Here is a 26635-nt window from a genome sequence, read left to right as displayed (position 1 = left end):
TTTGACTTAAATGGTGTGTTGTAACCATATAATCAGCACTACATGTTGAGCTGTAGATAAATTTTGCTTGCTATCAATCTATTAAGCCTGAATACTTTACCTATTCAGGCTTTTTTTATTATCTGCATGTAGTTTTACATGGCTTTCTCACATGTCACACCATCACGTCGAAGTATTTCAGCAAGCTCAAACTCCAAGCATCAATGTTAGCGACCGTGCATTCGCGTATGGCGATGGGCTGTTTACCACCGCTAAGATAACCAATGGTAAAGTTGACAACTTAGCCGCTCACCTTGAACGCCTTATCAATGGCGTTAATACACTGGCAATTGATGTTGATTTAACAGGCTTACAGCAGCGCCTTGAAGCATTAGCAAGTGGATATTCGCTCGCTGTGCTAAAGGTATTGATATCTGCAGGCGAGGGCGGCCGTGGCTACTCACGTGTCGGCTGTGAGAAAGGAAAAGCCGTTATTTCGATACATGACTACCCAGCTCATTATAAGGCGTGGCAACAACACGGTATACGCCTTGGCATCGCTAAAACAAGGTTAGGTGTCAATCCCATGCTGGCGGGCATCAAACACCTAAATCGATTGGAGCAAGTCATGGTACGCAGAGAGCTAGACGCACGAGACGAAGACGATTTACTCGTCAGTAACTGTCTGGGCAATATTGTTGAGGTGACTGCTGGTAATGTTTTTTGGTTACCCAAAGGTAACAATAATCACCATAATGCAACGTCCCGAGAAACTTGGCATACACCGAGCCTAGGTATGTCAGGTGTCGATGGTTTGGCAAGGCAGCAGCTTATTCAAAAACTTAACGGAAGTAATCGATACGCAATAGAGATTGTTGAGCAAAGCACCTTAGCTGCCAACACAGTTGAGAGTATGTTAGTTTGTAATTCTGTGCTGGGTATTGCGCCTGTTTATGAATTTTCAGGCACTGCATTGAATATAACGCCCGTCAGCCAGTTACAAGGAGAGTTCAAGTTATGATCAAAAAGTTAGCACTATGCATGTTGCTGTTAGCAACGCTCATGTTAGCGCTAGGTATCATTGGCTGGCAGCAAATGTCGAACGCCATGAACACGTCATTAAATATCGAAAAAACGCAGCTAATCACTATATCGACAGGGGAAACCATGCATAGGTTTTCTCAGTCACTGGTGGAACAAAAGTTAATTGCCAACCGTTTTTGGTTGAGGAATTACGCGCGTTTAAATCCTGAGCGTGCTGCATTAAAAACGGGCACTTACCAAGTCACGTCAGAAGATACCTTGATGTCGCTAATCGACAAGATTTCACAAGGTAAAGAATACCAAGCGCAAATCACCTTTATCGAAGGAACTACCCTCAAAGAGTGGCTGGTGCAGCTACAAAATAATCCTATGATTGAAGCCAGTGACGCATCGATCAAGCTGGAAGTGCTGGTTGAACAACTTGGCTTGAACATTGAGCAGCCAGAGGGGTGGTTTTTTCCCGATACATACGCGTTTACCGTAGGTACTAAAGATGTTGAACTGTTAAAGCGCGCCCATCAACGAATGAGCGTGACATTAGCTACAGAGTGGCAACAAAGAGCGCCTAACTTACCTTATCAAACGCCATATCAAGCACTTATCATGGCGTCAATTATTGAAAAAGAGACTGGGCTGGTGAGCGAGCAACAGCGAATAGCCTCAGTGTTTGTTAATCGTTTAAGAAAAAAGATGCGGTTGCAAACCGACCCTACGGTTATTTATGGGTTGGGGGAGCGCTATCAAGGGGACATTACACGTGCTCACTTGAGAGAGAAAACCGCGTATAATACTTATCGCATAAACGGCTTGCCACCAACGCCAATAGCCATGCCAGGATTGTCTGCCATTAAAGCAGCGTTAAATCCAGAGCAAAGTGATTACTTGTATTTTGTCAGTAAGGGCAACGGCAGCCACCAATTTTCAAAAACGTTAACTGAACATAATCAAGCAGTTAGAAAATATCAGTTAGGAAAGTCTTAATGACATCAGGTAAGTTTATTGTCGTTGAAGGCATGGAAGGGGCAGGTAAGTCATCTGCTATTCATGTTATTACCGATTTTTTACGCGCACAGCAAATCAACTTTATTCAAACTAGAGAGCCAGGTGGTACTCAGCTCGCCGAGCAATTGCGAGATATCGTTAAATCTGCAGATCATCAGGAAACAATTACGCAAGAAACCGAATTACTGTTAATGTATGCCAGCCGTAGTCAGCTGTTGGCCAATGTGATTCAGCCAGCCCTTAGCCAAGGTACTTGGGTGATAGGTGATCGCCACGATTTATCATCGCGTGCTTATCAAGGAGGAGGCCGTCAAATTGGTGATGAGGTCATGAATACTATCGCGGATGTAACGCTAAAGGGCTTTAAACCAGATCTGACCTTATACTTAGACATTGCGCCGAGTATTGGCTTAGCCAGGGCGCGGGCGCGTGGTGCGCTTGATCGTATTGAACTAGAGCAGATGGACTTCTTCGAACGAGTGCACGCCAAATACCAAGCACTTACCGCAGCAGACAACACCATAGTATCGATTGATGCCAGCCAAGAAATGGCAAAGGTGCATCAAGACATTAAGCAGGCATTGGAGCAATTTGTTGGCTAACATCAAAGGCATGAGCTCAACATATGCTTGGCTAACTCAGCACAAGCAGTTACTCGTTCAGCAATTACACAACAAGCGGTTACCTCATGCACTCTTGATTCATGGCGAAGCGGGGGCGGGTAAAGGGACGTTAGCAAACTGGTTGGCCACGCGCTTAGCATGTCTTAACAGCAATTCGGATAACCTTGCCAATGACCTTAGCGCTCATATTAACCATCAGGCTAGTAATAAAGCAGTCATCGAATCATGTGGCTTCTGTAAACATTGTAAATTAATTGCTAGCCAAAGCTTTCCCGATTTATTAACCATCGACGAAGGTGATAAGGCTATAAGTGTTGACGCTATTCGGGCGGTGACACGATTTTTAGAGACTCGGCCGCAGATTGCCACGCAGAAAGTGGTGGTCATCAAGCAGGTTGAATTACTCACTGTTGCAGCGGCCAATGCTTTGTTAAAAACGCTGGAAGAGCCAACGCTAGGGAATATATTGGTGTTAACAACCAATAATACCGAGAGCTTATTACCAACGATTTTAAGCCGTTGTCAGCTAGTGTCTTTGCGCCCGCTGTTGGCAGAGCAGTTTGGTCAAGAAGGTGCGTTACAACCTTATGCCAATACCACGTATCTGCCAGAGTTACAGCAAATTGAGCAGCAGCAAGCTTATGAAGCATTTGCTGCGGCAACGATCGGGTTTTTAACACTCGACACACCCTATCAAGTGTTCGAGCAAGCATTGTTGGGCAATGATCGAGCGCTTATTTGGCTAGAGCGTATTATTTCAACGTTAATGCGGGTTAGCCACCAGTGGCAAGCGCCTCACAGTCCCCAAATTAACTGGCAAGCTGCCAGCAAGGTGAATAGGAATACGCTGATGCGTATTTTTCAGGTAATATTGTCGGCTAACAAACGGTCTCTTGACTATCAACAAAGCAATCAAGAGCAATTAGTGCAGCAACTTGCTCTGACAATAAAAGAAATTGTTAGCGAAAAAGAGAGGGTAAATGGATAGCTTGTATATGGAGTTCTTAACAGAGCGCGATTTATATCAGTCGTATATGCCATTTTTAAAAAATGGTGGCTTGTTTGTCAGAACACCAGAGTATTTTGAGTTAGGCACGGAAATTGAGCTAGATGTATTGTTGCCTGATTCGCTAGAGACATCTCGCGTTAAAGGTGTTATTTGTTGGTTAACGCCAGTTGGCGCGCAAAATGGTACGCCACCAGGTATCGGCGTGAGCTTTATCGAAGATACTGAAAATGTGCGTGCACAAATTGAGAAGATGATTGCTCGTCATCTCAATTCCTCAGAGCCAACGTTAACCATGTAATTTAATTATTAGGTGTATTTTGTATATTGATTCCCACTGTCATTTAGATCGTCTCGATCTGTCTGGCTTTAACCAAAGCATTGCTAATGTTGTTTCTTCCGCAACTGCTGTTGGTGTCGAAAAAATGTTATGTGTGAGCGTTACGCTCGAAGAATTCCCGTCAATGGTGGAGAAAACACGCCCTTTTGATAACGTCTATTTATCTTGTGGTGTGCATCCATTAAACCAAGAACAAGTGACCTCCATTGACCAACTTGAGCAGCTTTCGGCAACCGAAAAGGTGATCGCCATTGGTGAAACCGGTTTGGATTACTATTACGCGCCAGAAACCAAAGAGCTGCAACTAGATGCCTTTGTTAAACATATCCAAGTTGCTCGCAATGTGAAAAAACCACTGATAATTCACACACGTGATGCGCGCAAAGATACCATCGACCTACTGCGCAGCGAGCATGGGCAAGACGTTGGCGGTATTTTACACTGCTTTACGGAAAACTGGGAAATGGCCAAACAAGCCATTGATTTGGGGTTTTATATTTCGTTTTCCGGTATTGTTACCTTTAAAAATGCTCATGAACTGAGGGAAGTGGCTAAGCAAGTTCCCGCTGATCGCTTCTTAATTGAAACCGACTCTCCTTATTTAGCGCCAGTACCGCATCGTGGTAAGCAAAATCAACCGGCTTATGTTGTTGAGGTGGCTAAACACCTTGCGAGTATTCGTGGCTGCTCAGTTGAAGATATCGCAGTGCAATCAACCCAGAACTTTAATCAGTTATTTGATTTATAAAGCTTAGAATAGCACTCAAGTAAGCAGTGATTTTTTATTGGCGCGCTTTCGCTTGTTTTCAGGTGTTAAATTACAGCTGTTAAGTTATAGATGTTAAATGTGAAGTATGAAGTGGTAAGTGTTTTTTGCTTACAGGTCTGCGTTTCAATTGTGAAGGGCAGATAAAAAAGGACCCGAAATAAACAGCGATTTCGGGTTCCAGGGGAATGGCTCAAAAGGAGTTGAGCCGTGCGCTAATTAACTTGTTTCGCGTTTTATTAAATTAACCTTCTTAATTTAGTTTTCCAATAAGCGATTTTTCCAATAAGCTTAGTTTCTTGCCAAAATACTTGTTTCCTCTATCATTTGGTGCACCAATCGCTTGGTTTATCAATAAAACTTGCTGTAAAAATGTTGCGAGCATTCAAATACCACTGTTAACGATCTGATAATTATTTGCTATTCGTTATTTAAATATCAGTAAATAACAAACAAGAATAATGTACAAAAAGTGGACAGTATTAGTTAATTGTAGTGCAAACTTTTCGCTTTGCTAGAAAAATAAGAATATTTTTTATCTAATTGAAATTAATATAAAAAATATAACAGCCTACATTGAAAGTCACAGCTTATCCCTAGCTTTTATACGGGTTGCTCACACTTTACCAACAGTAAAAGAAGTTGTTAGCAGCACATAAGCTCGCCTCAAGTGCCCAAAAAGGAAGTCTTGAGCACTTGATTCGTTAGTTGGGCTAGCAGTGTTGCCAATACCTATGCCATCATATTCACGTTTACAACGTTACAATAAGAATAACTTGTGTTAAATAAAATCTGGAACAGCTTCTTTTTTCTCGCTTTATTTTCTTCTTTATACCAGTGGTTTTTCCTTGGCAATGGCGATATTTTCTCGGCTGTTATTAACAGTATTTTCGACATGTCGAAAGTTACCGTCGAGATAGCCATAGGGTTGATCGGTATTCTCAGTTTTTGGCTTGGCATGATGAAAGTTGCAGAGCAAGCGGGCGTCATTAACCGCATTGCATTAATCATATCGCCCTTGTTTCAAAAATTAATGCCGCAAGTCCCCAAAGGCCATCCGGCAATGGGATCGATGACCATGAACTTGTCGGCTAATTTTTTAGGGTTAGACAACGCGGCAACGCCTCTAGGTTTGAAAGCAATGCAGGATTTGCAAACGCTAAACCCCAAAAAAGACACAGCAACCGATGCACAAATCTTGTTTTTGGTGCTCAACACCAGTTCGGTAACCTTGTTTCCTATCGCTGTGTTTGTTTATCGCGCCCAGCAAGGAGCGGCCAGCCCAACGGATGTCTTTATTCCTATTTTGCTCGCGACATTTGCTTCCAGCTTTGCTGGCTTACTAGCCGTTGCTTACAAACAGAAAATTCAGTTGATGCAAAAAATCATTTTGCTTTACTTTAGTGCCGGCGCAGCATTGTTGATGGCGTTAATTATCTATTTCGCCCAGTTAAGTAGTGAAGCGCTAGCGCAGCAATCATCTATTTTAGGCAATTCTCTTATCTTCTTTACCATGATCGCGTTTATCTCGGCGGCGATGTGGCGCAAAGTGAACGTTTATGACGCCTTTATTAGTGGTGCGAAAGAAGGTTTTGAAACTAGTATTAAGTTAATTCCTTATTTGCTTGCCATGTTGGTTGCCATCGGCGTTTTACGCGCAAGTGGCGCGCTGACCTTAATTGTCGACACTTTTCGTTATCTCGTCGCTTCTGCAGGATTTGACACCGCCTTTGTTGACGCCATGCCAACCGCGTTAATGAAACCACTCAGTGGCTCTGGCTCTCGCGCCATGATGATTGAAACCATGAACACTTATGGAGCCGACTCATTTGCCGGGCGTCTTGCTTCAATTATGCAAGGCTCTACAGAAACGACTTTCTATGTGCTGGCCGTTTACTTTGGCTCGGTTGGCATACGCTACACCCGCCATGCGGTAACCTGTGGGCTAATTGCTGACTTTGCTGGTATGTTTGCTGCCATCTGCGTTTGTTACTGGTTTTTTGGCTAAGGTATTCTTTAGCCTAAAATAGGGTTTACGTTATTGGGGACGAAGAGTTTGCTGCTGACTAGCCTCAATAACGGCCTTAACGATTAAGCTGCGAGCGAAACTTATCAATCAAACATTGAAATTGTCGACAATATTTCTTCTGCTTAGTTGAACTTTGATTTTCTGGCGCTATACTGGAGCCATGGTTAATTAATTGTCGACAATTTAATGTCAAACAATCCTACCGAATTTATTCCTATTACGACGGCTGATAAAGTGTTTGTACAACTACAACAAGCCATTGTCAGTGGCGAGATTGGCGCAGGAACTAAAATTAGTGAGCCTGAGTTAGCCAAGCAATATCAAATTTCCCGCGCGACGTTGCGCGAAGCATTAAACCGTCTTGAAAAGTGTCACCTTATCGAGCGCAGAGCTAACGTTGGCTCCAAAGTTGTTGACTGTACTATCGAAGGGTTGCTTGATTTATATATCACTCGTGAAGCTCTTGAGGGGATGGCATGCCGTCAAGCCGCTGCGAACATGTCAGAGCAAGAAATCTCGGCAATGAAAGCCATGTTGGCTGAGCATGCTAAAGCAAAGGCATTGCAAGATGGCGTTGCCTATTACCAAGAAGAAGGTGATCTCGACTTTCACTATAAAGTCATCCTAGGTAGCCACAATCAACAGCTCATCAATTTGTTATGTGGGCAGCTTTACTATTTGTTGCGCATGTATCGCTGCCAGTTCGGCATGAATAGTCCAAGGGCAAGTAAAGCATTTGATGAGCATTCACGCATTATTGAAGCGATAGCCGATCGCGATGGCGAGCTGGCGGAAATGTTAATGCGTCGACATATTGCTGCATCGCGAAAAAATATTGAAAACAAAATTGCGCAGCTGGCATCAGTTGAGCACTCGCTAATTACAGACACTACAACAGGATAATAAGGGGCAGTTTTATGTCAAAACCTATGTCAGCAGGAGCTAAATTTCGGCTTGCACTTGCCAACAATAAACCGCTACAGATTGTCGGCACTATCAACGCCTACTGCGCTATGATGGCAGAGCAATTGGGCCACCAAGCCATTTATCTATCAGGCGGTGGCGTGGCTAATGCTTCCTATGGGTTACCGGATTTGGGCATGACTTCGCTCAATGATGTTATCGCTGACGTGCAGCGTATTACCTCGGCATCAAACTTACCGTTAATGGTTGATATTGATACGGGGTGGGGCGGCGCATTTAACATTGCAAAAACTATTCGCGACATGGAAAAAGCTGGCGCGGCGGCGGTGCATATTGAAGATCAGGTTGCACAAAAGCGCTGTGGTCATCGACCAAATAAAGAAATTGTTTCTACCGAAGAAATGGTCGACCGCATTAAAGCGGCAGTGGATGCGCGTACTGACGATGATTTTTTTATCATGGCGCGCACCGATGCTTTTGCACAAGAAGGGCTAGAAAAGGCACTGGAACGTGCTAAAGCTTATGTTGCCGCGGGGGCTGATGGTATTTTTGCAGAAGCCGTGCAAACCCAAGAACATTACCGCGCCTTTGCTGAGGCGCTCGATGTGCCAATTTTAGCGAATATTACCGAATTTGGTAAAACCGATCTGTGGAATAAAGCGCAATTAGGCGAATGGGGTTGTGCCATGGTGCTATACCCGCTATCGGCGTTTAGAGCGATGAATAAAGCCGCTGAGTCGGTGTATAAAACGATATTGGCTGACGGCGACCAAACGGCGCAAATCGACAATATGCAAACCCGAATGGAATTATACGATTACTTAGGCTATCACGAGTATGAGCAAAAATTAGATTCTTTGTTCGCTGAAGGGAAAAATAAATAACGCTCAGCGAGTAAAACACGTTGCTCAAACAAATGGCAAAAGTTAGTCAATACAAATTATAAGCTGCAAGCGAATCATGCAATAAGACAATGGCGCTGAGTAGCAAACAACAAGTGAATTTATGGAGGAAAGTGAAATGGTTGATAAGAAACTCGGTGGCGCAGGATTACGTGGGCAAAGCGCAGGCGAAACCGCCTTGTGTACCGTCGGTAAGACTGGCTCTGGATTAACTTACCGTGGCTACGACATTAAAGATCTTGCCGCTCATGCACAGTTTGAAGAAGTCGCCTATTTGTTGCTTTACGGCAAGCTTCCTAACCAAGCAGAGTTAACCGCTTATAAATCGCGTTTAAAAGGCATGCGCGCACTGCCTGATGCCTTAAAAACTGTGCTTGAGAATATTCCTAAAAATGCCCATCCAATGGACGTGATGCGCACTGGTTGCTCGATGCTTGGAAATTTGGAAACTGAAGCAAGTGACTTTTCCGACCAGCTTGATCATATGGATCGCATGCTAGCGGTTTTTCCGGGGTTAATTAATTACTGGTATAACTACAGCCACAAGGGGATTCGCGTTGATGTAGAAACCGATGCCGATTCTATTGCTGAACAGTTCCTTTGGACACTTCACAACAAAAAGCCTGAGCCTTTGCATGTTGATGTTATGCATGCGTCACTGGTGCTATATGCAGAGCATGAATTTAACGCGTCTACTTTTACCGGTCGTGTTTGTGCGTCAACCTTATCTGACATTCACTCGGTTGTTACTGGCGCTATTGGTTCGTTGCGTGGCCCATTACATGGTGGTGCCAACGAAGCGGCAATGGAGATGATTGAAAATTGGCAAAGCGCTGACGAAGCCGAAGCCAATATTATGGGGATGCTTGAGCGCAAAGAAAAAATCATGGGCTTTGGCCATGCGGTATATCGCGAGTCTGATCCGCGCAACGCCATCATCAAAGAGTGGTCGAAAAAGCTAGCAGAGCAGGTTGGTGATACGCGTTTATACGATGTCTCTGAGCGTTGTGAAGCAGTGATGTGGCGTGAGAAAAAACTCTTTTGTAATGCCGATTTCTTCCATGCCTCGGCATACAACTTTATGGGGATTCCCACTAAGCTATTTACGCCAATTTTTGTGTGTTCTCGCGTTGCTGGCTGGACAGCACATGCCATGGAGCAACGCGCGAACAATCGCATCATTAGGCCCTCGGCTGACTATACAGGCTCAGACGCGCGTGACTATGTTGCGATTGAAAACAGGTAGCAGCGGCTAGTTTACATTGGTTGCTTACCAGCAAAACAGCTGGGAATACTCATATAGTCAGCGATACGAGTATTCCCCAAGTAAACTTCACCGCAACGGCTAGATCACAGATTGAGGCTGTAATCTCAGGATTTACCGTTAATTAGCCTTTATATTTTCTAATCACTTTCCAGCTATTAGAGCACAAGTTATCAGATCATGAATACAAATTACCGTAAGCTACTGGCTGGTACTCAGCTAGATTATTTCGATACCCGCCAAGCAATTGAAGATATTGAACCGGGTAGTTATCAAAAATTACCTTATACATCGCGCGTATTGGCAGAGCAATTGGTGCGCCGTTGTGAGCCCGAAAACCTGACGGCTGCGTTGCAGCAAATCATTGGTAACAAGCGTGATTTAGACTTTCCTTGGTATCCCGCGCGCGTGGTTTGTCACGATATTTTAGGGCAAACAGCGTTAGTAGACCTTGCTGGCCTGCGTGACGCAATTGCAGAGCAAGGTGGTGATCCTGCGAAGGTCAACCCTGTCGTGCCAACCCAACTGATCGTTGACCACTCGTTAGCGGTTGAACACGGAGGCTTTGAACCAGAGGCATTTGAAAAAAACCGCGCCATTGAAGACAGACGAAACGAAGACAGGTTCCACTTTATTGAGTGGACAAAAACGGCATTTGAGAATGTTGATGTGATCCCCGCGGGTAATGGCATCATGCATCAAATCAACCTAGAAAAGATGTCGCCAGTTGTGCAAGCGCGAGACGGTGTTGCATTCCCTGATACTTGTGTAGGGACAGATTCGCATACTCCTCATGTTGATGCTTTGGGGGTTATTGCCATTGGCGTTGGTGGCCTTGAAGCAGAAACTGTGATGCTTGGTCGACCTTCGATGATGCGTTTACCGGATATTGTTGGTGTTAAGCTAGTGGGTAAGCGCCAGAGTGGGATCACGGCAACCGATATTGTCTTGGCGATCACTGAATTTTTGCGAAATGAGAAAGTGGTTTCCAGCTACCTTGAATTTTTCGGTGAAGGGGCTGCCAGTTTAACCATTGGCGATCGGGCAACAATTTCTAATATGACCCCGGAATATGGCGCATCGGCAGGCATGTTCTATATCGATCAACAAACGCTAGACTACTTGACCATTACCGGCCGAGAGCCAGAGCAAGTGGCTTTAGTTGAAACGTACGCTAAAACCACAGGGTTGTGGGCGGATGATCTGGCAAATGCCGAATACGAGCGCGTTTTAACATTTGATTTATCCAGCGTAACGCGCAATATGGCTGGCCCTTCCAATCCGCATCGCCGTTTGCCAACGTCAGCTTTGCAAGAGCAGGGTATCGCAGGGCAGTGGCAATCACCAGAGCTGGATAATTGGCAAGGTCATATGCCAGATGGCGCTTGTATTATTGCCGCGATTACTTCGTGTACCAATACCTCAAACCCACGTAATGTGGTCGCAGCGGGGTTAGTGGCTAAGCGCGCCAATGCATTGGGCTTAGTGCGTAAACCTTGGGTGAAAACATCATTTGCACCGGGTTCAAAAGTCGCCAAGCTTTATCTTGAAGAAGCAGGGTTATTATCAGAGCTTGAACAATTAGGCTTTGGTATTGTCGCCTACGCTTGTACCACGTGTAATGGTATGTCAGGGGCGCTTGATCCCAACATTCAACAAGAAGTCATTGACCGTGATTTGTACGCAACGGCAGTACTATCGGGCAATCGTAATTTTGATGGCCGCATTCACCCTTATGCAAAACAAGCCTTTTTGGCGTCTCCACCACTTGTCGTGGCCTATGCGATTGCAGGTACTGTTCGCTTTGACATCGAACAAGATGCACTTGGTGTTGATAACAATGGTCAGCCGATAACGCTTAAAGACATTTGGCCAAGTGATGAAGAAATTGATGCCATTGTCGATGCCGCAGTAAAACCTGAGCAATTTAAAAAGATTTACGAGCCCATGTTTGCTAGAGGTAAAGAGATTAATCGAGATAAAGCCTTTAGCCCAGACATAGATTTACAAGTTGATTTTGGCGACGCCCCCAATTCATCGACTGATCCACTGTATGCGTGGCGCGAAATGTCCACTTATATTCGCCGGCCGCCATACTGGGCGACAGAAGGCGATGGCGCCTTAGCTGGCAAGCGTACCATGACAGGTATGCGACCATTGGCGGTATTGGGGGATAACATCACGACCGATCACCTTTCACCGTCTAATGCGATATTGGCAAGCTCAGCCGCAGGTGAATACTTGGCGAAGATGGGGTTACCAGAAGAAGACTTTAACTCCTATGCTACTCATCGCGGCGACCACCTCACGGCGCAGCGTGCAACATTTGCTAACCCTAAATTGTTCAACGAAATGTGCCGCGATAACAGCGGCGAGCTAGTGCAAGGCTCGCTAGCACGTGTTGAGCCAGAAGGGGTGCAAATGCGAATGTGGGAAGCGATAGAAACTTATATGACACGTAAGCAACCACTGTGCATTATTGCTGGTGCTGATTACGGGCAAGGTTCATCGCGTGACTGGGCGGCCAAAGGGGTTCGCTTGGCAGGTGTTGAAGTGATTGTCGCCGAAGGCTTTGAGCGTATTCATCGCACGAACTTAATTGGCATGGGGGTGTTGCCGCTTGAATTTATAAATGGCGACACGCGTAAAACCTACCAAATTGACGGCAGCGAAACCTTTGGCGTCAAAGGCACAACATCGCCGGGCGGCGCGATGACAGTAGTGATGACGCGTCAACAAGGCGAGAGTGCTGGCGAGCAAGTTAAAATTCCAGTCAAATGTCGGTTGGATACGGCGGAAGAAGTGGTCGTGCACGCCGCAGGTGGTGTATTGCAAAAGTTTGCCCAAGACTTCCTAGCGACGACTGGCCTTGAAAGCGAACGAGGTTGAAATTGATGAGTAGAGCACCACAAATAAAAATTCCTGCTACCTATATGCGTGGTGGCACTTCTAAAGGCGTGTTTTTTAGCTTGATGGATTTACCTCGAGCTTGTCAGGTTGCGGGAGAGGCACGCGATAACATGCTGCTTAGAGTTATTGGCTCGCCAGATCCTTACGGTAAGCAAACCGATGGCATGGGAGGCGCCACATCCAGTACTTCGAAAACGGTTATTGTGGCAAAATCCAGTCAAGCTGATCACGATGTTGATTACTTGTTTGGGCAAGTGGCGATAGACAGGCCCTTTGTCGATTGGTCTGGTAACTGCGGTAATTTAACCGCAGCAGTTGGCTCGTTTGCTATTATGTCAGGCCTAGTTGATACTGCGAAAATTCCCGAAAATGGCGTCTGCACGGTGCGAATCTGGCAGCAAAATATTGGGAAAACTATTGTCGCTCAAGTGCCGATTGCAAACGGTGAAGTACAAGAAACCGGCGACTTTGAACTTGATGGGGTGACATTCCCCGCAGCTGAGGTACCAGTTGAGTTTATTGAACCGGTCGACCCTAACGAAGTGATGTTCCCCACAGGAAATCTCGTTGATCACCTAGAAATACCCAACCAAGGAACCTTGCCTGCTACCCTGATTAACGCTGGGATACCCACGATATTCATAAATGCACAGGACATTGGCTACCAAGGTACAGAACTACAAGATGACATTAATAGCTCACCGGAAAAATTAGCCTTCTTTGAGCAGATACGCACAGCAGGTGCATTGCAAATGGGGCTAATAAGCCATCCCGATGAAGCGAAAACACGGCAACATACACCCAAGGTTGCGTTTGTTGCGCCAGCCAGTGGTTATATTGCTTCCAGCGGTAAAGAAGTGGCTGCAACAGACATAGATATTAATGTTAGAGCCTTGTCTATGGGCAAGTTGCACCATGCCATGATGGGGACTGCGGCTGTGGCCATTGCTTGTGCCAGCGCAATCCCGGGCACTTTGGTCAATATAGCGGCAGGTGGTGGTAAGCGCGAGGCGGTTATTTTTGGTCACCCTTCTGGCACGTTAAAAGTCGGGGCTAGGGCAGTTAACCAAGACGGGCAGTGGCGAGTCGAAAAGGCCATAATGAGTCGCAGTGCGCGTCTTTTAATGGAGGGGCGAGTGGCGATTCCTGCGGATAGTTTTTAAAAAAGCGCTGAATAGCGCTTTTTCTTTGCGAGCTGATTTTCTAGAATAAACGCACACTATTTATTTTTCACTGAAATTGATATGACATCTGCTGCCTTCACTGCTCTATTCTCTCTGAGTAAAAAAGCCGTAACTGCGGTTACAACAATTGCCTTGTTCTTACTCCTGTCACTTTTTGCCTCAACCACATTGGCGAAAAATGTTATTTTCCCAGAAGAGTACGAAGTGCTTAAAGTCAACGGCGAGAAATACCGCAGTGGCTTTTTTGATACCGAACATGTGATCCCCCTATCAACTGGGCGACACGTTATTTTGTATCGCTATAAAGAGCTTTTCGAAGAAGAAGATGGCGATGGCCATGTCACTATTCGCTCTGATCATCAGGTACTTGTCATCAATAAACAGGCGGCCGATATTTATATTGAAAAACCGCAACACCACGCTGAAAAACAAGCAAGAGCATATGCGAAGAAGCCCAAGTTAGTGTTATCGAGTAAAGGGCAACAAACGGTGGACTACAGCACTTTTGCCCTAGCAGAGTTTGAGCAGCAGCAATATCAGTCGGTATTAGATGCACCTGTATCTGCTAACCAAGAAATAAACACAAAAAGTAACCAAGAAACTCGTGCATCGCGCGCACTTGAAATGCTAAATTATTGGTGGCACCAAGCGAGTGCGCAAGAAAAGGCGGCGTTTCGCAAGCAAAACAACCTATAAGGATAATGATGAGTATGTTTCGAGGTACGCTACGAGGGATTTGGGCGATGGCGCTAACATTGAGTTCAACAGTTGCTTTGGCAAACGTTGAAAATGGCATTACCGTCGTCGGCAAAGCGACGCTAGAGCAAGCCCCAGATCAATTTACCGTTGTACTCACGCTTGAACAACGCACGCGCATTATTACTAAAGCAAAAGCGAAGATAGACCAACAAACCCAGCTCTTAACTCGCGCTATTAAAGCTATGGGCGTTGAAGATGAGCATATTACCTCAACCAATTTGCAACTCGTGCCTATTTACCCTCGCCAAGACAATCACCCACACCGCGTTTATATTGAAGACGATGTTAATGAGCGTGAAAGCGCGGTGGCAATCAGTGTTAATAAGCCCAATAAGGCCAAATCTGATATTGCTTTTGACATTCGTCGCCAAGTATCAGTGCAATTATCTGATGTTCAAGATTACGAAAAATTATTGGATAAGGCGCTGAAAATTGGCGTTACGCGAATTTCACCTGTACAAAGTGGAATAAGGAACGCAGACAAACTTTATCAGCAGGCACTGTCTAGAGCCGTTGCTAATGCCAAGGCGAAAGCACAGCGTTTGGCCAGTAATTTAGGAGTAACACTTGGCGCCGTTAAATCGCTGAGTGAGCATGCGTATCGCGCGCCGGGCCAAGTGATGATGGCAGCAGAATCTTTCGATATGGCGCGAAAAGCCAAGAGCTATTCCGGTACAGATCAAATAACGGCAGAAGTAACGGTTACATTTGGGCTTAAAAGCAACTAAATGGCGTTGCAACGCGATAAACACTTTAATTTGAAGCGTTATCAAGGTATCTTTAGCGCTTTTTCAACGGTGTTATAAGAGTAGATGGATAAATCAGCTTTTTATCAGCAGTTGCACCAACAAGTTGCAGCAATTATTGACGGCGAACGCGATTTAATCGCCAATATGGCTAACATCAGCGCTTTATTGTTTGAATCTTTAGAATACGTCAATTGGGCTGGTTTTTATCGTCGCGAAGGTGACGGTTTAGTATTAGGCCCTTTCCAAGGTAAAGTTGCTTGTATTCGAATTCCAATGGGCAAAGGTGTCTGTGGTACAGCTGCAGCTAGTGCACAAACCCAGCGAATTGCTGATGTTCACGCTTTTGACGGCCATATCGCTTGTGACGCTGCGAGTAACTCGGAAATTGTTATTCCAGTAAAAATCGACGGTGAAATTGTCGCTGTGCTTGATATCGACAGTATCGAATATGACCGTTTTGACGAAGCCGACCAAGTTGGTTTAGAAGCTATCGTTCAATTGTTAGAACAACAAGTAGCGGGTTAATGAAAGAATTTATCGTTATTCACGATTACCTGGTTTCAGAGGCTGTTGTTGGCGATTGGGACGGCGAAGAAGAGCTCGTCGCAGAACGTATTAATGAAATCTACCACACGCTGTATGATATGGCTGAAGAAGATATTGCTCCAGAGGAGCTAATCGCCATATTAGAGCTGGTGTGGGAAACCTGGATACCGCAAGAAGCACTTCCTGAATTAGATATGGAAGATATTTATGATTGGTGTCGGCATGTTTTGGCAAACCGAGATCAGTATATTCAACAGTAATTAAGTATATAAGTTGTATTATGGAAACGAAAAGAACTAGCAGCAAAGAAATTATTGCCTATTTAGCGGAAAAATTTCCTGCATGCTTTAGCATTGAAGGTGCTGCTAAGCCGTTAAAAATTGGCATTTTCCAAGATTTAGCTGAGCAGCTTAGTGAAGACGAAACAGTGAGTAAAACTCGCTTGCGTCAAGCACTACGTCATTACACCAGCAGCTGGCGCTACCTAAAGGCCATTAAAGTTGGCAGTCACCGTGTTGATTTGGCTGGCAACAACGCTGAAGCTATTGATGAAGCGCAAGCAGAATATGCGGCGAAAACGCTAAAAGAAAGCCAAGATAAATTTGCTAACAAAAAACAGCAAGACAATAAGGATAAAAAACCTTATAAGGCTAATAAGCACAACGCAAAACCTGCTGGTGACAACAAACGTCAACAGAAGTTTAAAACGGTAAAATCATCACCTAAGCGTGCACCAAAACCAGCGGTTGAGCTAAAGCCTGTAGAATCAACTACAATTAAGGTCAATCAGCAAGTGAAGGTACAAATTGGTAAAGCACCAATGAACGCAACAATTACTGAAGTAGCTGGTGATGATATTAGTGTTCAACTTGACTCAGGAATGGTGATTAAAACTCACATTCAAAATATTTTCTCCGAATAATACGAGGTAACTGGCATGCAAAAATTTTGTCGTATCGCACTTGCCATATCGCTAGCATTTTCAGCCAATGTTTTAGCAGAAAAGGTTCAAGAACCTGACGCTCTTCCAACGTTAAAACCTGAAAGCCAGCACGCTACAGCCAGTAAGCGCATTACGGCACAATTTACCCGTGCCCATTACAAACAAATTAAAGTTGATGATCTGCTCTCTGAGCAGATTTTCGACCGCTACTTAAAACAGCTCGATTATGCTAAGAATGTATTCTTAGCCTCAGATATTGAAAAGTTTGCCAAGTACCGCGATGACTTTGATCAAGTGATCGCTCGTGGCAAACTCGATATCGCTTACGAGATTTACAACTTGAATCTCCAACGTCGATTAGAGCGTTACGAATATGCGTTGACCTTGTTGGAAAAACCCTTCGATTTTACGGTTGACGAAGTTTATGAGTACGACCGAGAAGATGCCGAGCAACCACAGTCACTGGCAGAGCTCAACGAGTTATGGCGTCAAAAGGTCAAATACGATGCCCTTAACTTGACGCTAGCAGGCAAAGAGTGGGAAAAAGTTCAAGAGATTTTAGGTAAGCGCTATCGCTATGCCATTCGCCGCTTAAAACAAAGTGAAAGCGAAGATGTTTTTCAGATTGTGATGAACAGCTTCGCGCGAGTGGTAGAGCCGCATACTTCTTATTTATCACCGCGTAATGCAGAGCGTTTCCAAATGGAAATGAATCTGTCGCTTGAAGGCATAGGCGCCGTGCTGAGAGCCGAAGAGGATTACACGGTTATCCAAAGCATCGTAAATGGCGGTCCGGCCGATAAATCAAACGCACTCAAGCCCAAAGATCGCATCGTTGGTGTGGCGCAAGACCAAGATGAGTTTGTTGACGTCATTGGCTGGCGATTAGATGATGTCGTCGACCTGATCAAAGGACCAAAAGGCAGTAATGTGCGCTTGCAAGTACTGTCTGGCGAGTCAGATGACTCTTCCAATATCAAAATCGTTTCAATTGTGCGCGATAAAATTAAGCTTGAAGACCGAGCAGCAAAATCAGAGGTTTATTACGAACACGATTTAGAGCAAACCGGTAAGAAGCTTGGTGTTATTACCATTCCAAGCTTTTACAACAACTTGTCTCGCGACGTTAAAAAAGAGCTGCAAAAGCTCAAGGACGAAAAGGTTGAAGGGGTGATTGTCGACCTACGCGGCAATGGCGGTGGTTCACTGACTGAAGCAACCTTGTTGACGGGCTTATTTATTGATAAAGGCCCTGTCGTGCAAGTGCGAGACGGTGCAAATCGAGTACAAGTTAACAGCGATCGCGATGGCTTTAGTTATTACGATGGCCCATTGACTGTGATGGTCGATCGCTACAGTGCATCAGCGAGTGAAATTTTCTCGGCGGCAATTCAAGATTATGGTCGCGGTGTTATCGTTGGTGAGCAAACTTTTGGTAAAGGCACTGTGCAACAACATCGCGGTTTAGGCCGAGTGTATGACTTGTTCGAAAAGCCATTTGGCAGCATTCAATTTACGATTGCCAAGTTTTACCGCATTAATGGTGGCTCAACCCAGCACCGTGGCGTGACCCCAGATATTTTATTCCCATCTGCAATTGACCCAGCAGAGTGGGGCGAGAGTAAAGAAGAAAATGCCTTACCTTGGGATCAAATCGCGAAAGCAAAATACCGTCAATTGGACGATATTGCGACCGATGTGAGTTACCTCGATTCACTACACCAAGAGCGTATCAAGGCAAATGCAGAGTTTAATTACCTGCTCAAAGATATCGAAGAATATAAACAAGAAAAAGACGACAAATCAATATCGCTCAACCTTGCCGCGCGGAAAGAGAAGCGCGAAGAGCGCAAAGCAAAGCAGTTGGCTAGAGCCAATGAACGTCTGGTTATTCTCGGCTTGAAAACAGTCGAAGATTTAGATGATTTGCCGGATGAGTTAGACGAAATTGATCCGTTTTTAGATGAAGCGGCGAAAATAACTTACGATTTGGTTGCACTAGGCAAAGTGGCCAAGAATAAAGTCACACCTTAGTCTCAATTCGGACAACATACAAAACCACCTAACAATTACTTAGGTGGTTTTTTTATGGCCAAATAACTGTGCGTTTAACAAGAGTCTGTTTAGATTTTTATACAGTAAAAGCGAATAGTTATTGCCAAGAGACTATCCCACCAAACAATTTTTAGTATAATTGCTTTAATAAATGTCTTGCAGTCACTGACTAGTCTAGGCAGATTAATACATCTCGCCGCCCCGGCGAATATAATAATTATTTCAGGGTTTATATAAATAATGTCACAACCTCTTGATTCGCAGCCTAGAATCCCGAGCATGCTGGATGCCTTTATTCCGATAATTGCACTGATTGCCATGCTTTCTACCGCAGTAGTTTATTTTGGTGATAACTCGTCTTATGGTCCTAATCAAATCGCCTTATTAATCGCAATGGGTATTGCGATCATTATTGGTTTAAAAAATGGTTTTGATTGGCACTCTATCGAAAAAGCCATTGTTAATGGTATTTCATTGTCGCTTAGTGCGGTTTTGATTTTGTTGGCTGTTGGCTCGCTTATTGGTACTTGGTTATTATCGGGTACCGTACCGACACTGGTGTATTTTGGTCTGCAAATTATTGATCCCAGTTGGTTCTATGCCGCAGCCTGTGTGGTATGTGGCATCGTTGCCATGAGTATTGGGAGTTCATGGACTACCGCCGCGACAGTCGGTGTCGCCTTTATTGGCATCGCAACTGGCTTTGAAATGTCGACAGCAGTCACTGCCGGTGCGGTAATTTCGGGTGCGTATTTTGGTGATAAGTTATCGCCACTATCTGAAACAACAAACCTGGCGCCAGCGGTAGCAGGTACTGAACTCTTTGCCCATATTCGCAATATGCTTTGGACAACAGTACCTTCGATTACCATAGCGCTAATCCTATTTTTATTTATTGGTTTCGATCATTCGGGGCAGGGCACAGGCAATACTGACAGCATAACCACGCTAACCTCTACACTTGAAGCAACCTACAATATTTCTGCATTAAACCTTATTCCATTGGCTGTACTGTTAACATTGGCCTATAAGAAAATGCCGGCGTTTCCTGCCGTATCGGTAGGTGCCTTGATTGGTGCTGTGTGGGCAGTGATTTTTCAACAAGAATTGATTGCGACTATGGCCGCCGAAGGCGTTGAAGGCGTCAAGGCAACCATTATGGTGGTTTGGACAGCATTTTTTGATGGCGTTACCGTGGATACCGGTAATGCCAATATTGATGAGCTGTTAAGCCGTGGCGGTATGTCAAGCATGCTGAATACTATCTGGCTAGTGATGACGGCATTAAGCTTTGGCGCTGTGCTAGAACATTTGGGGATGTTACGTCGCTTCGTTGATGCCATTTTAGCGGCGGCCAAATCAACAGGGAGTTTGATTGCCAGCACAGTGGCGACCTGTATTGGTACTAACTTAATTACCGCCGATCAGTATATGGCAATTGTGATGCCCGGCCGTATGTATAAAGAAGAGTATGAACGCCGAGGCTTCCACCCAACCACGTTAAGTCGAACGCTAGAAGATTCAGGCACTATCACTTCGCCACTGATCCCATGGAATACTTGTGGTGCATTTATGATGGGGGCATTAGCATTAGGCTCTTATGAGTATATTTTTTACTGCTTCTTTAATATTATTAATCCAATACTAGCGATTATTTATGGTTACGCTGGCTTTAAAATGAATAAAATGTCAGAGCAGCCTGCTTAGCGCAAAAGTCGCTAGCATGAATAATTATCTGTTTTAATTTTTAAAGGCCTGCTAAATGCAGGCTTTTTATTTGAATTTTTCGTAAGTTACTAACAATACATTTCGAGGCAAGCTATGTCAGAGTTTACTGCCAAATATTTAGCTGACTATTTACCGTCAGACTTTACCATTGATACCGTTAATTTAACGGTCGAACTTGATGACCATCACACTCGTGTCACTAACACGCTTACAATTAAAAAAGTGAACTTGTCACAAAGCCAGCTCAGTTTAGATGGTGAACATTTAACGTTAGTTAGCGTACACCTTAATGAGGAGCAGCTAACGCGTGATGATTTTACGCAAACCGAGCAACAGTTAACCATTTTTAATGTGCCTGATGAGTTTACGTTAGCGCTAGTCACTGAAATTGACCCAGCTAACAACACAGCACTTGAAGGCTTGTACAAATCTGGTGGTGCGTTTTGTACGCAATGTGAAGCAGAAGGTTTTAGACGCATCACTTACTATTTAGATCGTCCTGATGTCATGGCAATTTTTACCACTAAAGTGATTGCTGACAAAGCCACTTACCCATACTTACTTGCCAACGGGAATCCAATCGAGCGTGGTGAATTAGCCGATGGCAAACACTTTGTGACTTGGCACGATCCATTTCGCAAACCATGCTATTTGTTTGCCTTAGTTGCTGGTGATTTTGATTTGCTCAAAGATGAGTTTGTGACTCAGTCTGGCCGCTCTGTGGCTTTGGAAATTTTTGTCGATCGCGGCAACCAGCATAAAGCAGTTCATGCCATGGACTCGCTTAAACGTTCAATGGCATGGGACGAGCAAGTCTTTGGTTTAGAATACGACCTTGATATTTACATGATTGTCGCCGTTGATTTCTTCAATATGGGGGCGATGGAAAATAAAGGGCTGAACGTATTTAACAGCAAATATGTATTAGCAGACAAAGAAAGTGCCACCGATACCGATTTCTTTAATATTGAAGCGGTTATTGCTCACGAGTATTTCCACAATTGGACGGGCAATCGCGTTACTTGTCGAGATTGGTTCCAGTTAAGTTTAAAAGAAGGTTTAACGGTATTTAGAGATCAGCAGTTTAGTGCCGACATGCATTCAAGTGCCGTGACGCGTATCCAAAACGTTAAGCTATTGCGCGCTCAGCAGTTTGCCGAAGATGCAGGACCAATGTCGCACCCCATTCGTCCTGAGAAAGTGATGGAAATGAATAATTTCTACACCTTAACGGTTTATGAAAAGGGCAGTGAAGTGATTCGCATGTTACATACCTTGCTAGGTCAACAAGGCTTTAGACAAGGGATGGATTTATACTTTAAACGCTTTGACGGTATGGCAGTGACTTGTGATGACTTTGTTGACGCGATGGCAGATGCGAATGACAAAGATTTATCCTTGTTTAAACGCTGGTATAGCCAATCTGGTACGCCTGAGCTGACCGTAACCCAGCAATTTGATGCAGAGCATAACAAGTTCAATTTAACCATTGCACAACAGACTCCGCCAAGTGAGGCTCAACCTGAAAAGTTACACTTGCACATTCCGATTAAAATTGAATTGATTGACCCCGTTACGCACCAAGTGACGAAACAATTATTGGAGTTGACAGACATACAACACACATGGCAATTTGATGCTAGCAATCAACCGATTGTTGCGCTGCTTGGCGATTTTTCTGCGCCAGTAAAAGTACATTTTGAACAATCGGTTGAAGAATTGCTGTCGATTATTGAACTGGGCGACAACAGTTTCTGTATCTGGGATGCTGGTCAAAAGATCATGGCACAAGAAGTTGCTTTCTTACTGGCAAACCAAAGTGCTCAACCTAGCGAGTCAATCATGCGTATGATGGCTGCGGTAATGAAAGCCGATTATGATGACGAGTTTAAGGCGCTAATGTTGACGCTGCCGTCATTTGATGAACTCGTCTCTGGTTTAAACAAAGTTAACCCACAACAGTTATTGAACGCAGTTGAGCAACTGAAATTATTTATTGCCCAGCAATTTGAAGAAAATTTAAGCGAGCTTTATCAAACGAGCAAGCAATTACTTCATAAAACCGACGACAGTGCAGAAGGCAAACAGGTTGCTGCTCGCGCTTTGGCAAACACCTGTTTAAGTTATTTAAGCAAGTTACCTAAGTACCATCACTTAATTGAGCAACAGTTTGCACAAGCTCAGGAGATGACTAGCAAGCTTGGTGCATTGCAAAGTGCTGTGAAACATGCACCTCTGGTTGTTGCTGATAACGTATTGTCGCAATTCGAGCAAACATGGCTTGACGACACCTTAGTGATGGACAAGTGGTTTAGTCTGCAAGCGAATATGCACACGGAGACGATTTTTGAGCGGTTAGAGCAGCTAATGGCACGTGACGATTTTGCATTGACCAATCCAAATCGCGCACGCTCATTAATTGGTGCTTTTGCCATGCAAAATGCCCGCTATTTTCATGATGCGCAAGGTAAAGGCTACCAATTCCTAGCCGAGCAAATTATCGCCATGGACAAAATCAATCCACAAGTCGCTTCTCGTTTGATCACACCGTTAATCCAGTTCAAAGCGTTTGATGAACACCACAGTGAGTTGATGATCAAAGCACTCGAACTTATTGCCGCTCAGCCTGAGTTATCGCGTGATATTACTGAAAAGTTGAACGCTGCATTACCGCAACACTAAATAAGTATAGGAAGCTTAGTGTGAAGTATTATTTCAAGGTGTCTATGTCAGCGGATGATGTGATGCCTTATTATCGCGGTCAAGCCTCAACGGTTGTAGCGTTTGCAACTAATGGACAGCGCATTCAATTTCCGGCAATGCATTTGCGAAAGTTTATGACGCCAAGTGGCGTATATGGCATGTTCTGTTTGGAAACACAGAGCAATAAATTTGTGTCATTAACAAAAGTGTCATAGCTTTTGTTGATTATACACAGAAGCTGCTAACAGCTATTGCCAGCTGCTTAGCGTGCCATTTTATAAGTGATGCATTAGTCGTTTTTTATCAACGTAGAGCTATGATCACGTAAAGGAAAACCAAAACGAAAAGCAGCCTAGCGTACTCAAGGCTGCTTTCACTTGTTACTAACTTGCGATACAACCATTCAACACAAATTCGTTCTTGAACAAACCATTCTTTAGCGTTTAGCACTGATACAAGCCAAGACACTCACACCTCTACATTTATCGGGTTCACCCCTATATCATTCATGAAATATTGTAAGCATTTGAATATACATCACTATTTTAATAACTAACCTAGAGCTGAATAAAAATCGCGCCCTAGAGTATATATTTCAAACAGTTTTTACATTCACTCGATTAATTGTCACTATACACATCATTCAATATTACCCATAAAATACTTCGAAAGCCTTTCCGGACAGTGACTTAGTGTTCAATTTAACACCAAGTTAATAGCTGCCTGTAACTAGCAAACGCCTGTTTGAACAAATTATTTTCAATCAAACGAGATTTTGTAGAGTATATACTTTAAACAAAGAGGGGGTTTTATTTGTACGAAGTGCCAATGTTTATTTTAGTGGGTGGCAGACAACCCTTAGGCCGCAAAGTGGTCAGTCCATTTGTTTGCTTTTGTTTAAAACAGTTGTTTTAAACATTGATTTGGTTATTGCTAAAGCCAGCCTGTAAGTCTCTAAAAATAAGTATATTTAGGAAAAATATTAGCGCTTGCCTGTTCAGATAAATGATGCAATTATGGTTTTGCGCACAAGAATCGTGAGCAAAAAACAACAAGCACTAGAACAATAAGAATTTATAAAAAGTAGATAATACTTTGTTTCAGGACTGGGGAGAGATTGAATGAAACATAGCCCTCGTATATCTTTTTTTAAGAAACCAATCGCGCTAGGGGTTGCAGCAGCCTTAGCCGCATCTATTACACCAAGCGTTAATGCCGCAATATTTGAATTAGGTGATTTTGAGATTACCTTTGACTCAACATTTTCACTAGGGACCAGTATCCGCGTTGAAAATCGCGACTGGGCAAATCACGTCAGTAAACCAAATAACGTGAACAACGGGTTTGATTTTAGCAGTTACCACCCGGCATTTAATCCAGTGCCAAGTGGCGCAGACGTCTGGAATGGTGAAGGTAAGTACTCGTCAAACAGTGACAATGCTAACCTTAACTTTGACGCTGGTGATGCATTTTCTACCATTTTCAAAGGTACGCATGAGCTAGACATTCGTCGAGACAACATGGGTGTCTTCATTCGAGGCCTATACTTCTACGATTTTGAAATGTCGGATGAAGATAGAGCATGGACAAATACTTTAACAGGTCGTACTGAGGATTCTTGCCGTGATTCTATCGCGGAAGAGCAAGTCTGTAGTGATTTCCGTATTCTTGATGCCTTCTTCTATGGCGATTTTGATATTGGCGAGATGCCGTTCTCAATTCGTGTTGGTCAGCAAGTCATTAGCTGGGGTGAGAGTACGCTAATTCCACATGGTATTAGTGAATTAAACCCGGTAGATATCGCACGACTTAGAGCGCCGGGCGCAGAGTTAAAAGAAGCCTTTATTCCGTTTGGTGCGGTATGGGGGTCATTAGGCGTAACAGAAAACTTTAACATCGAAGCATTCTATCAATACGACTGGGAAAAAACCGTCATTCCAGCAGCAGGCAGTTACTTCGCTGGTAACGATTTTGCTGGCGACGGCGGTCATTTCAATAACGTTCAGTTAAATTTCGCAAGCAACCCAGATATGGATCTTGATTACTTGATTGGTAACCTAAACGGCTTAGGTGATGCATTGCGCAGTGGTGACCCTGCGGTAGCGGCGGCAGCGGCGCAAATTTATTTAGCACATGGCACTAAGTTAACGTTAAAAGCACCGGGTAATGAATCGCTTGTACGACCAGACAATGGCGGTCAATACGGTTTGCGCCTTTCTTGGTTCTTGCCTGAGTTAAACGACTCTGAAATTAGCTTGTACTACATGAACTACCACAGCCGTCGTCCATTTTTCTCGGGTGTTGTAGCTGACTTTACCGCTCCGGCGATTGGGGCTGATTTAGCTTTTATCGCACAAAATCAGATCAACTATGATAACTACGCTGACTTACGTGGTTTCTCTAAAGTAGAGTTAGACTACCCTGAAGACATTCAACTTTATGCATTTAGTTTCAACACCACAGTTGGTGCAACTGCGGTCGCGGGTGAAGTGAGCTACCGTCAAGATGAACCACTGCAAATTGATGACGTAGAGTTACTATTTGCCGCGATGCCGCAGCAGTTAGCCAACGCTGGTATCCGTCCAGATCTAAATGGTATTTCACAGATGGATATCTTTGCGCCAGGCGAGCGCGCAGAGGGCTTTATCTTATCTGACACGTTACAAGCGCAAGTTACGTTAACGCACTTATTCGGCCCTATGATGGGCGCGGATCAGGTAACCGGTTTACTTGAAGTGGGTGGTGTTAATATTAATGATATGCCAGATCAAGATGTACTGCGCCTAAATGGTCCGGGTACAGCAAGAAATGGCGGTATTGCGGGCATTGAAGGCCTAGAGCTGGCGGTCCAAGATGGTGTTGAAACCAACCCATTCCCCGATGAATTCTCATGGGGTTACCGAGCACTATTGAAGCTTGATTTCAATAACGTGTTCGCAGGTATCAACGTTTCACCACGTATTGTATTTTCTCATGATGTTGAAGGTATCACGCCTGATCCATTGTTTATGTTTATTGAAGATCGCAAGTCTGTAGCATTTAGTCTCGACTTTGATTATCAAAACCGTTGGTCTGGTAGTTTTGGTTACAATGCCTTCTTTGGCGGCGTAGGCACAACTAACATTCTTGAAGATCGCGACTTTATTTCGTTTAGCGTTAAGTATTCAATTTAAGGAAGT

Annotated in this window: 22 protein-coding genes; all 22 read left to right on the top strand. The window is 44.2% G+C overall.

What is annotated here, in order from left to right; genetic code table 11:
- Positions 1–151: 151 nt before the first annotated feature.
- The 22 genes from pabC to DXX93_RS11710 all read left to right on the top strand — a co-directional run bounded on the left by pabC (position 152) and on the right by DXX93_RS11710 (position 26629).
- The gene (pabC, locus tag DXX93_RS11815; RefSeq protein WP_116008269.1) at positions 152–1000 is read left to right on the top strand and encodes an aminodeoxychorismate lyase; all 849 of its coding nucleotides are present in this window, start codon (positions 152–154) and stop codon (positions 998–1000) included.
- Positions 997–2004, top strand: a complete 1008-nt coding sequence (mltG, locus tag DXX93_RS11810) for an endolytic transglycosylase MltG (protein WP_116008268.1) — start codon at positions 997–999, stop codon at positions 2002–2004. The genes pabC and mltG overlap by 4 nt, the downstream gene beginning before the upstream one ends.
- Complete coding sequence (tmk, locus tag DXX93_RS11805; protein WP_116008267.1) at positions 2004–2627, top strand: dTMP kinase; 624 nt, start codon at positions 2004–2006, stop codon at positions 2625–2627. The genes mltG and tmk overlap by 1 nt, the downstream gene beginning before the upstream one ends.
- Entirely contained in the window at positions 2620–3636 is a 1017-nt protein-coding gene (locus tag DXX93_RS11800; protein WP_181902209.1) for a DNA polymerase III subunit, read from the top strand. Before tmk ends, DXX93_RS11800 begins: the two co-directional genes overlap by 8 nt.
- Complete coding sequence (locus tag DXX93_RS11795; protein ID WP_116008265.1) at positions 3629–3955, top strand: PilZ domain-containing protein; 327 nt, start codon at positions 3629–3631, stop codon at positions 3953–3955. The genes DXX93_RS11800 and DXX93_RS11795 overlap by 8 nt, the downstream gene beginning before the upstream one ends.
- A gap of 19 nt (positions 3956–3974) precedes the next feature.
- The gene (locus tag DXX93_RS11790; protein WP_116008264.1) at positions 3975–4742 is read left to right on the top strand and encodes a TatD family hydrolase; all 768 of its coding nucleotides are present in this window, start codon (positions 3975–3977) and stop codon (positions 4740–4742) included.
- A 796-nt stretch (positions 4743–5538) separates the two neighbouring features.
- Positions 5539–6768, top strand: a complete 1230-nt coding sequence (locus DXX93_RS11785; RefSeq protein WP_116008263.1) for a nucleoside recognition domain-containing protein — start codon at positions 5539–5541, stop codon at positions 6766–6768.
- 207 nt (positions 6769–6975) lie between these two features.
- Positions 6976–7692, top strand: a complete 717-nt coding sequence (locus DXX93_RS11780) for a GntR family transcriptional regulator (protein WP_116008262.1) — start codon at positions 6976–6978, stop codon at positions 7690–7692.
- A 26-nt stretch (positions 7693–7718) separates the two neighbouring features.
- Positions 7719–8597 (top strand): methylisocitrate lyase, encoded by an 879-nt coding sequence (gene prpB, locus DXX93_RS11775; RefSeq protein WP_220347603.1) that lies wholly within the window; start codon positions 7719–7721, stop codon positions 8595–8597.
- Between the two features lie 136 nt (positions 8598–8733).
- Positions 8734–9861, top strand: coding sequence for a bifunctional 2-methylcitrate synthase/citrate synthase (prpC, locus tag DXX93_RS11770; RefSeq protein WP_116009936.1), 1128 nt, complete (start codon positions 8734–8736; stop codon positions 9859–9861).
- A 198-nt stretch (positions 9862–10059) separates the two neighbouring features.
- Positions 10060–12768, top strand: coding sequence for a Fe/S-dependent 2-methylisocitrate dehydratase AcnD (gene acnD, locus DXX93_RS11765; RefSeq protein WP_116008260.1), 2709 nt, complete (start codon positions 10060–10062; stop codon positions 12766–12768).
- 5 nt (positions 12769–12773) lie between these two features.
- Complete coding sequence (gene prpF, locus DXX93_RS11760; protein ID WP_116009935.1) at positions 12774–13952, top strand: 2-methylaconitate cis-trans isomerase PrpF; 1179 nt, start codon at positions 12774–12776, stop codon at positions 13950–13952.
- Between the two features lie 81 nt (positions 13953–14033).
- A complete protein-coding gene (locus DXX93_RS11755; RefSeq protein WP_116008259.1) occupies positions 14034–14669 on the top strand; it encodes a DUF2057 family protein in 636 nt (211 codons plus the stop codon).
- An 8-nt stretch (positions 14670–14677) separates the two neighbouring features.
- Positions 14678–15460 carry an SIMPL domain-containing protein gene (locus DXX93_RS11750; protein WP_181902208.1) on the top strand — a complete coding sequence of 261 codons (783 nt, stop codon included), beginning with the start codon at positions 14678–14680 and terminating at the stop codon, positions 15458–15460.
- Between the two features lie 84 nt (positions 15461–15544).
- Positions 15545–16006 (top strand): GAF domain-containing protein, encoded by a 462-nt coding sequence (locus DXX93_RS11745; RefSeq protein ID WP_116008257.1) that lies wholly within the window; start codon positions 15545–15547, stop codon positions 16004–16006.
- Positions 16006–16287 carry a hypothetical protein gene (locus tag DXX93_RS11740; protein ID WP_116008256.1) on the top strand — a complete coding sequence of 94 codons (282 nt, stop codon included), beginning with the start codon at positions 16006–16008 and terminating at the stop codon, positions 16285–16287. The genes DXX93_RS11745 and DXX93_RS11740 overlap by 1 nt, the downstream gene beginning before the upstream one ends.
- A gap of 20 nt (positions 16288–16307) precedes the next feature.
- Positions 16308–16949, top strand: a complete 642-nt coding sequence (gene proQ / locus DXX93_RS11735; protein ID WP_116008255.1) for an RNA chaperone ProQ — start codon at positions 16308–16310, stop codon at positions 16947–16949.
- Between the two features lie 15 nt (positions 16950–16964).
- Positions 16965–19004: a carboxy terminal-processing peptidase gene (gene prc / locus DXX93_RS11730; protein ID WP_116008254.1), complete on the top strand. Its 2040-nt coding sequence runs from the start codon at positions 16965–16967 to the stop codon at positions 19002–19004.
- Between the two features lie 261 nt (positions 19005–19265).
- Positions 19266–20732 (top strand): Na+/H+ antiporter NhaC, encoded by a 1467-nt coding sequence (gene nhaC / locus DXX93_RS11725; protein ID WP_116008253.1) that lies wholly within the window; start codon positions 19266–19268, stop codon positions 20730–20732.
- A gap of 114 nt (positions 20733–20846) precedes the next feature.
- Positions 20847–23435, top strand: coding sequence for an aminopeptidase N (pepN, locus tag DXX93_RS11720; RefSeq protein WP_116008252.1), 2589 nt, complete (start codon positions 20847–20849; stop codon positions 23433–23435).
- A 20-nt stretch (positions 23436–23455) separates the two neighbouring features.
- A complete protein-coding gene (locus DXX93_RS11715) occupies positions 23456–23671 on the top strand; it encodes a DUF2835 domain-containing protein (protein ID WP_116008251.1) in 216 nt (71 codons plus the stop codon).
- 906 nt (positions 23672–24577) lie between these two features.
- Positions 24578–26629 (top strand): DUF1302 domain-containing protein, encoded by a 2052-nt coding sequence (locus tag DXX93_RS11710; RefSeq protein WP_116008250.1) that lies wholly within the window; start codon positions 24578–24580, stop codon positions 26627–26629.
- The last annotated feature ends 6 nt before the right edge of the window (positions 26630–26635 follow it).

Source organism: Thalassotalea euphylliae (assembly GCF_003390335.1).
In the GTDB taxonomy this organism is placed as follows: domain Bacteria; phylum Pseudomonadota; class Gammaproteobacteria; order Enterobacterales; family Alteromonadaceae; genus Thalassotalea_F; species Thalassotalea_F euphylliae_B.
The sequence above is the reverse complement of the archived record's forward strand: the minus strand, read 5'-3'. Positions and strand labels throughout refer to the sequence as shown.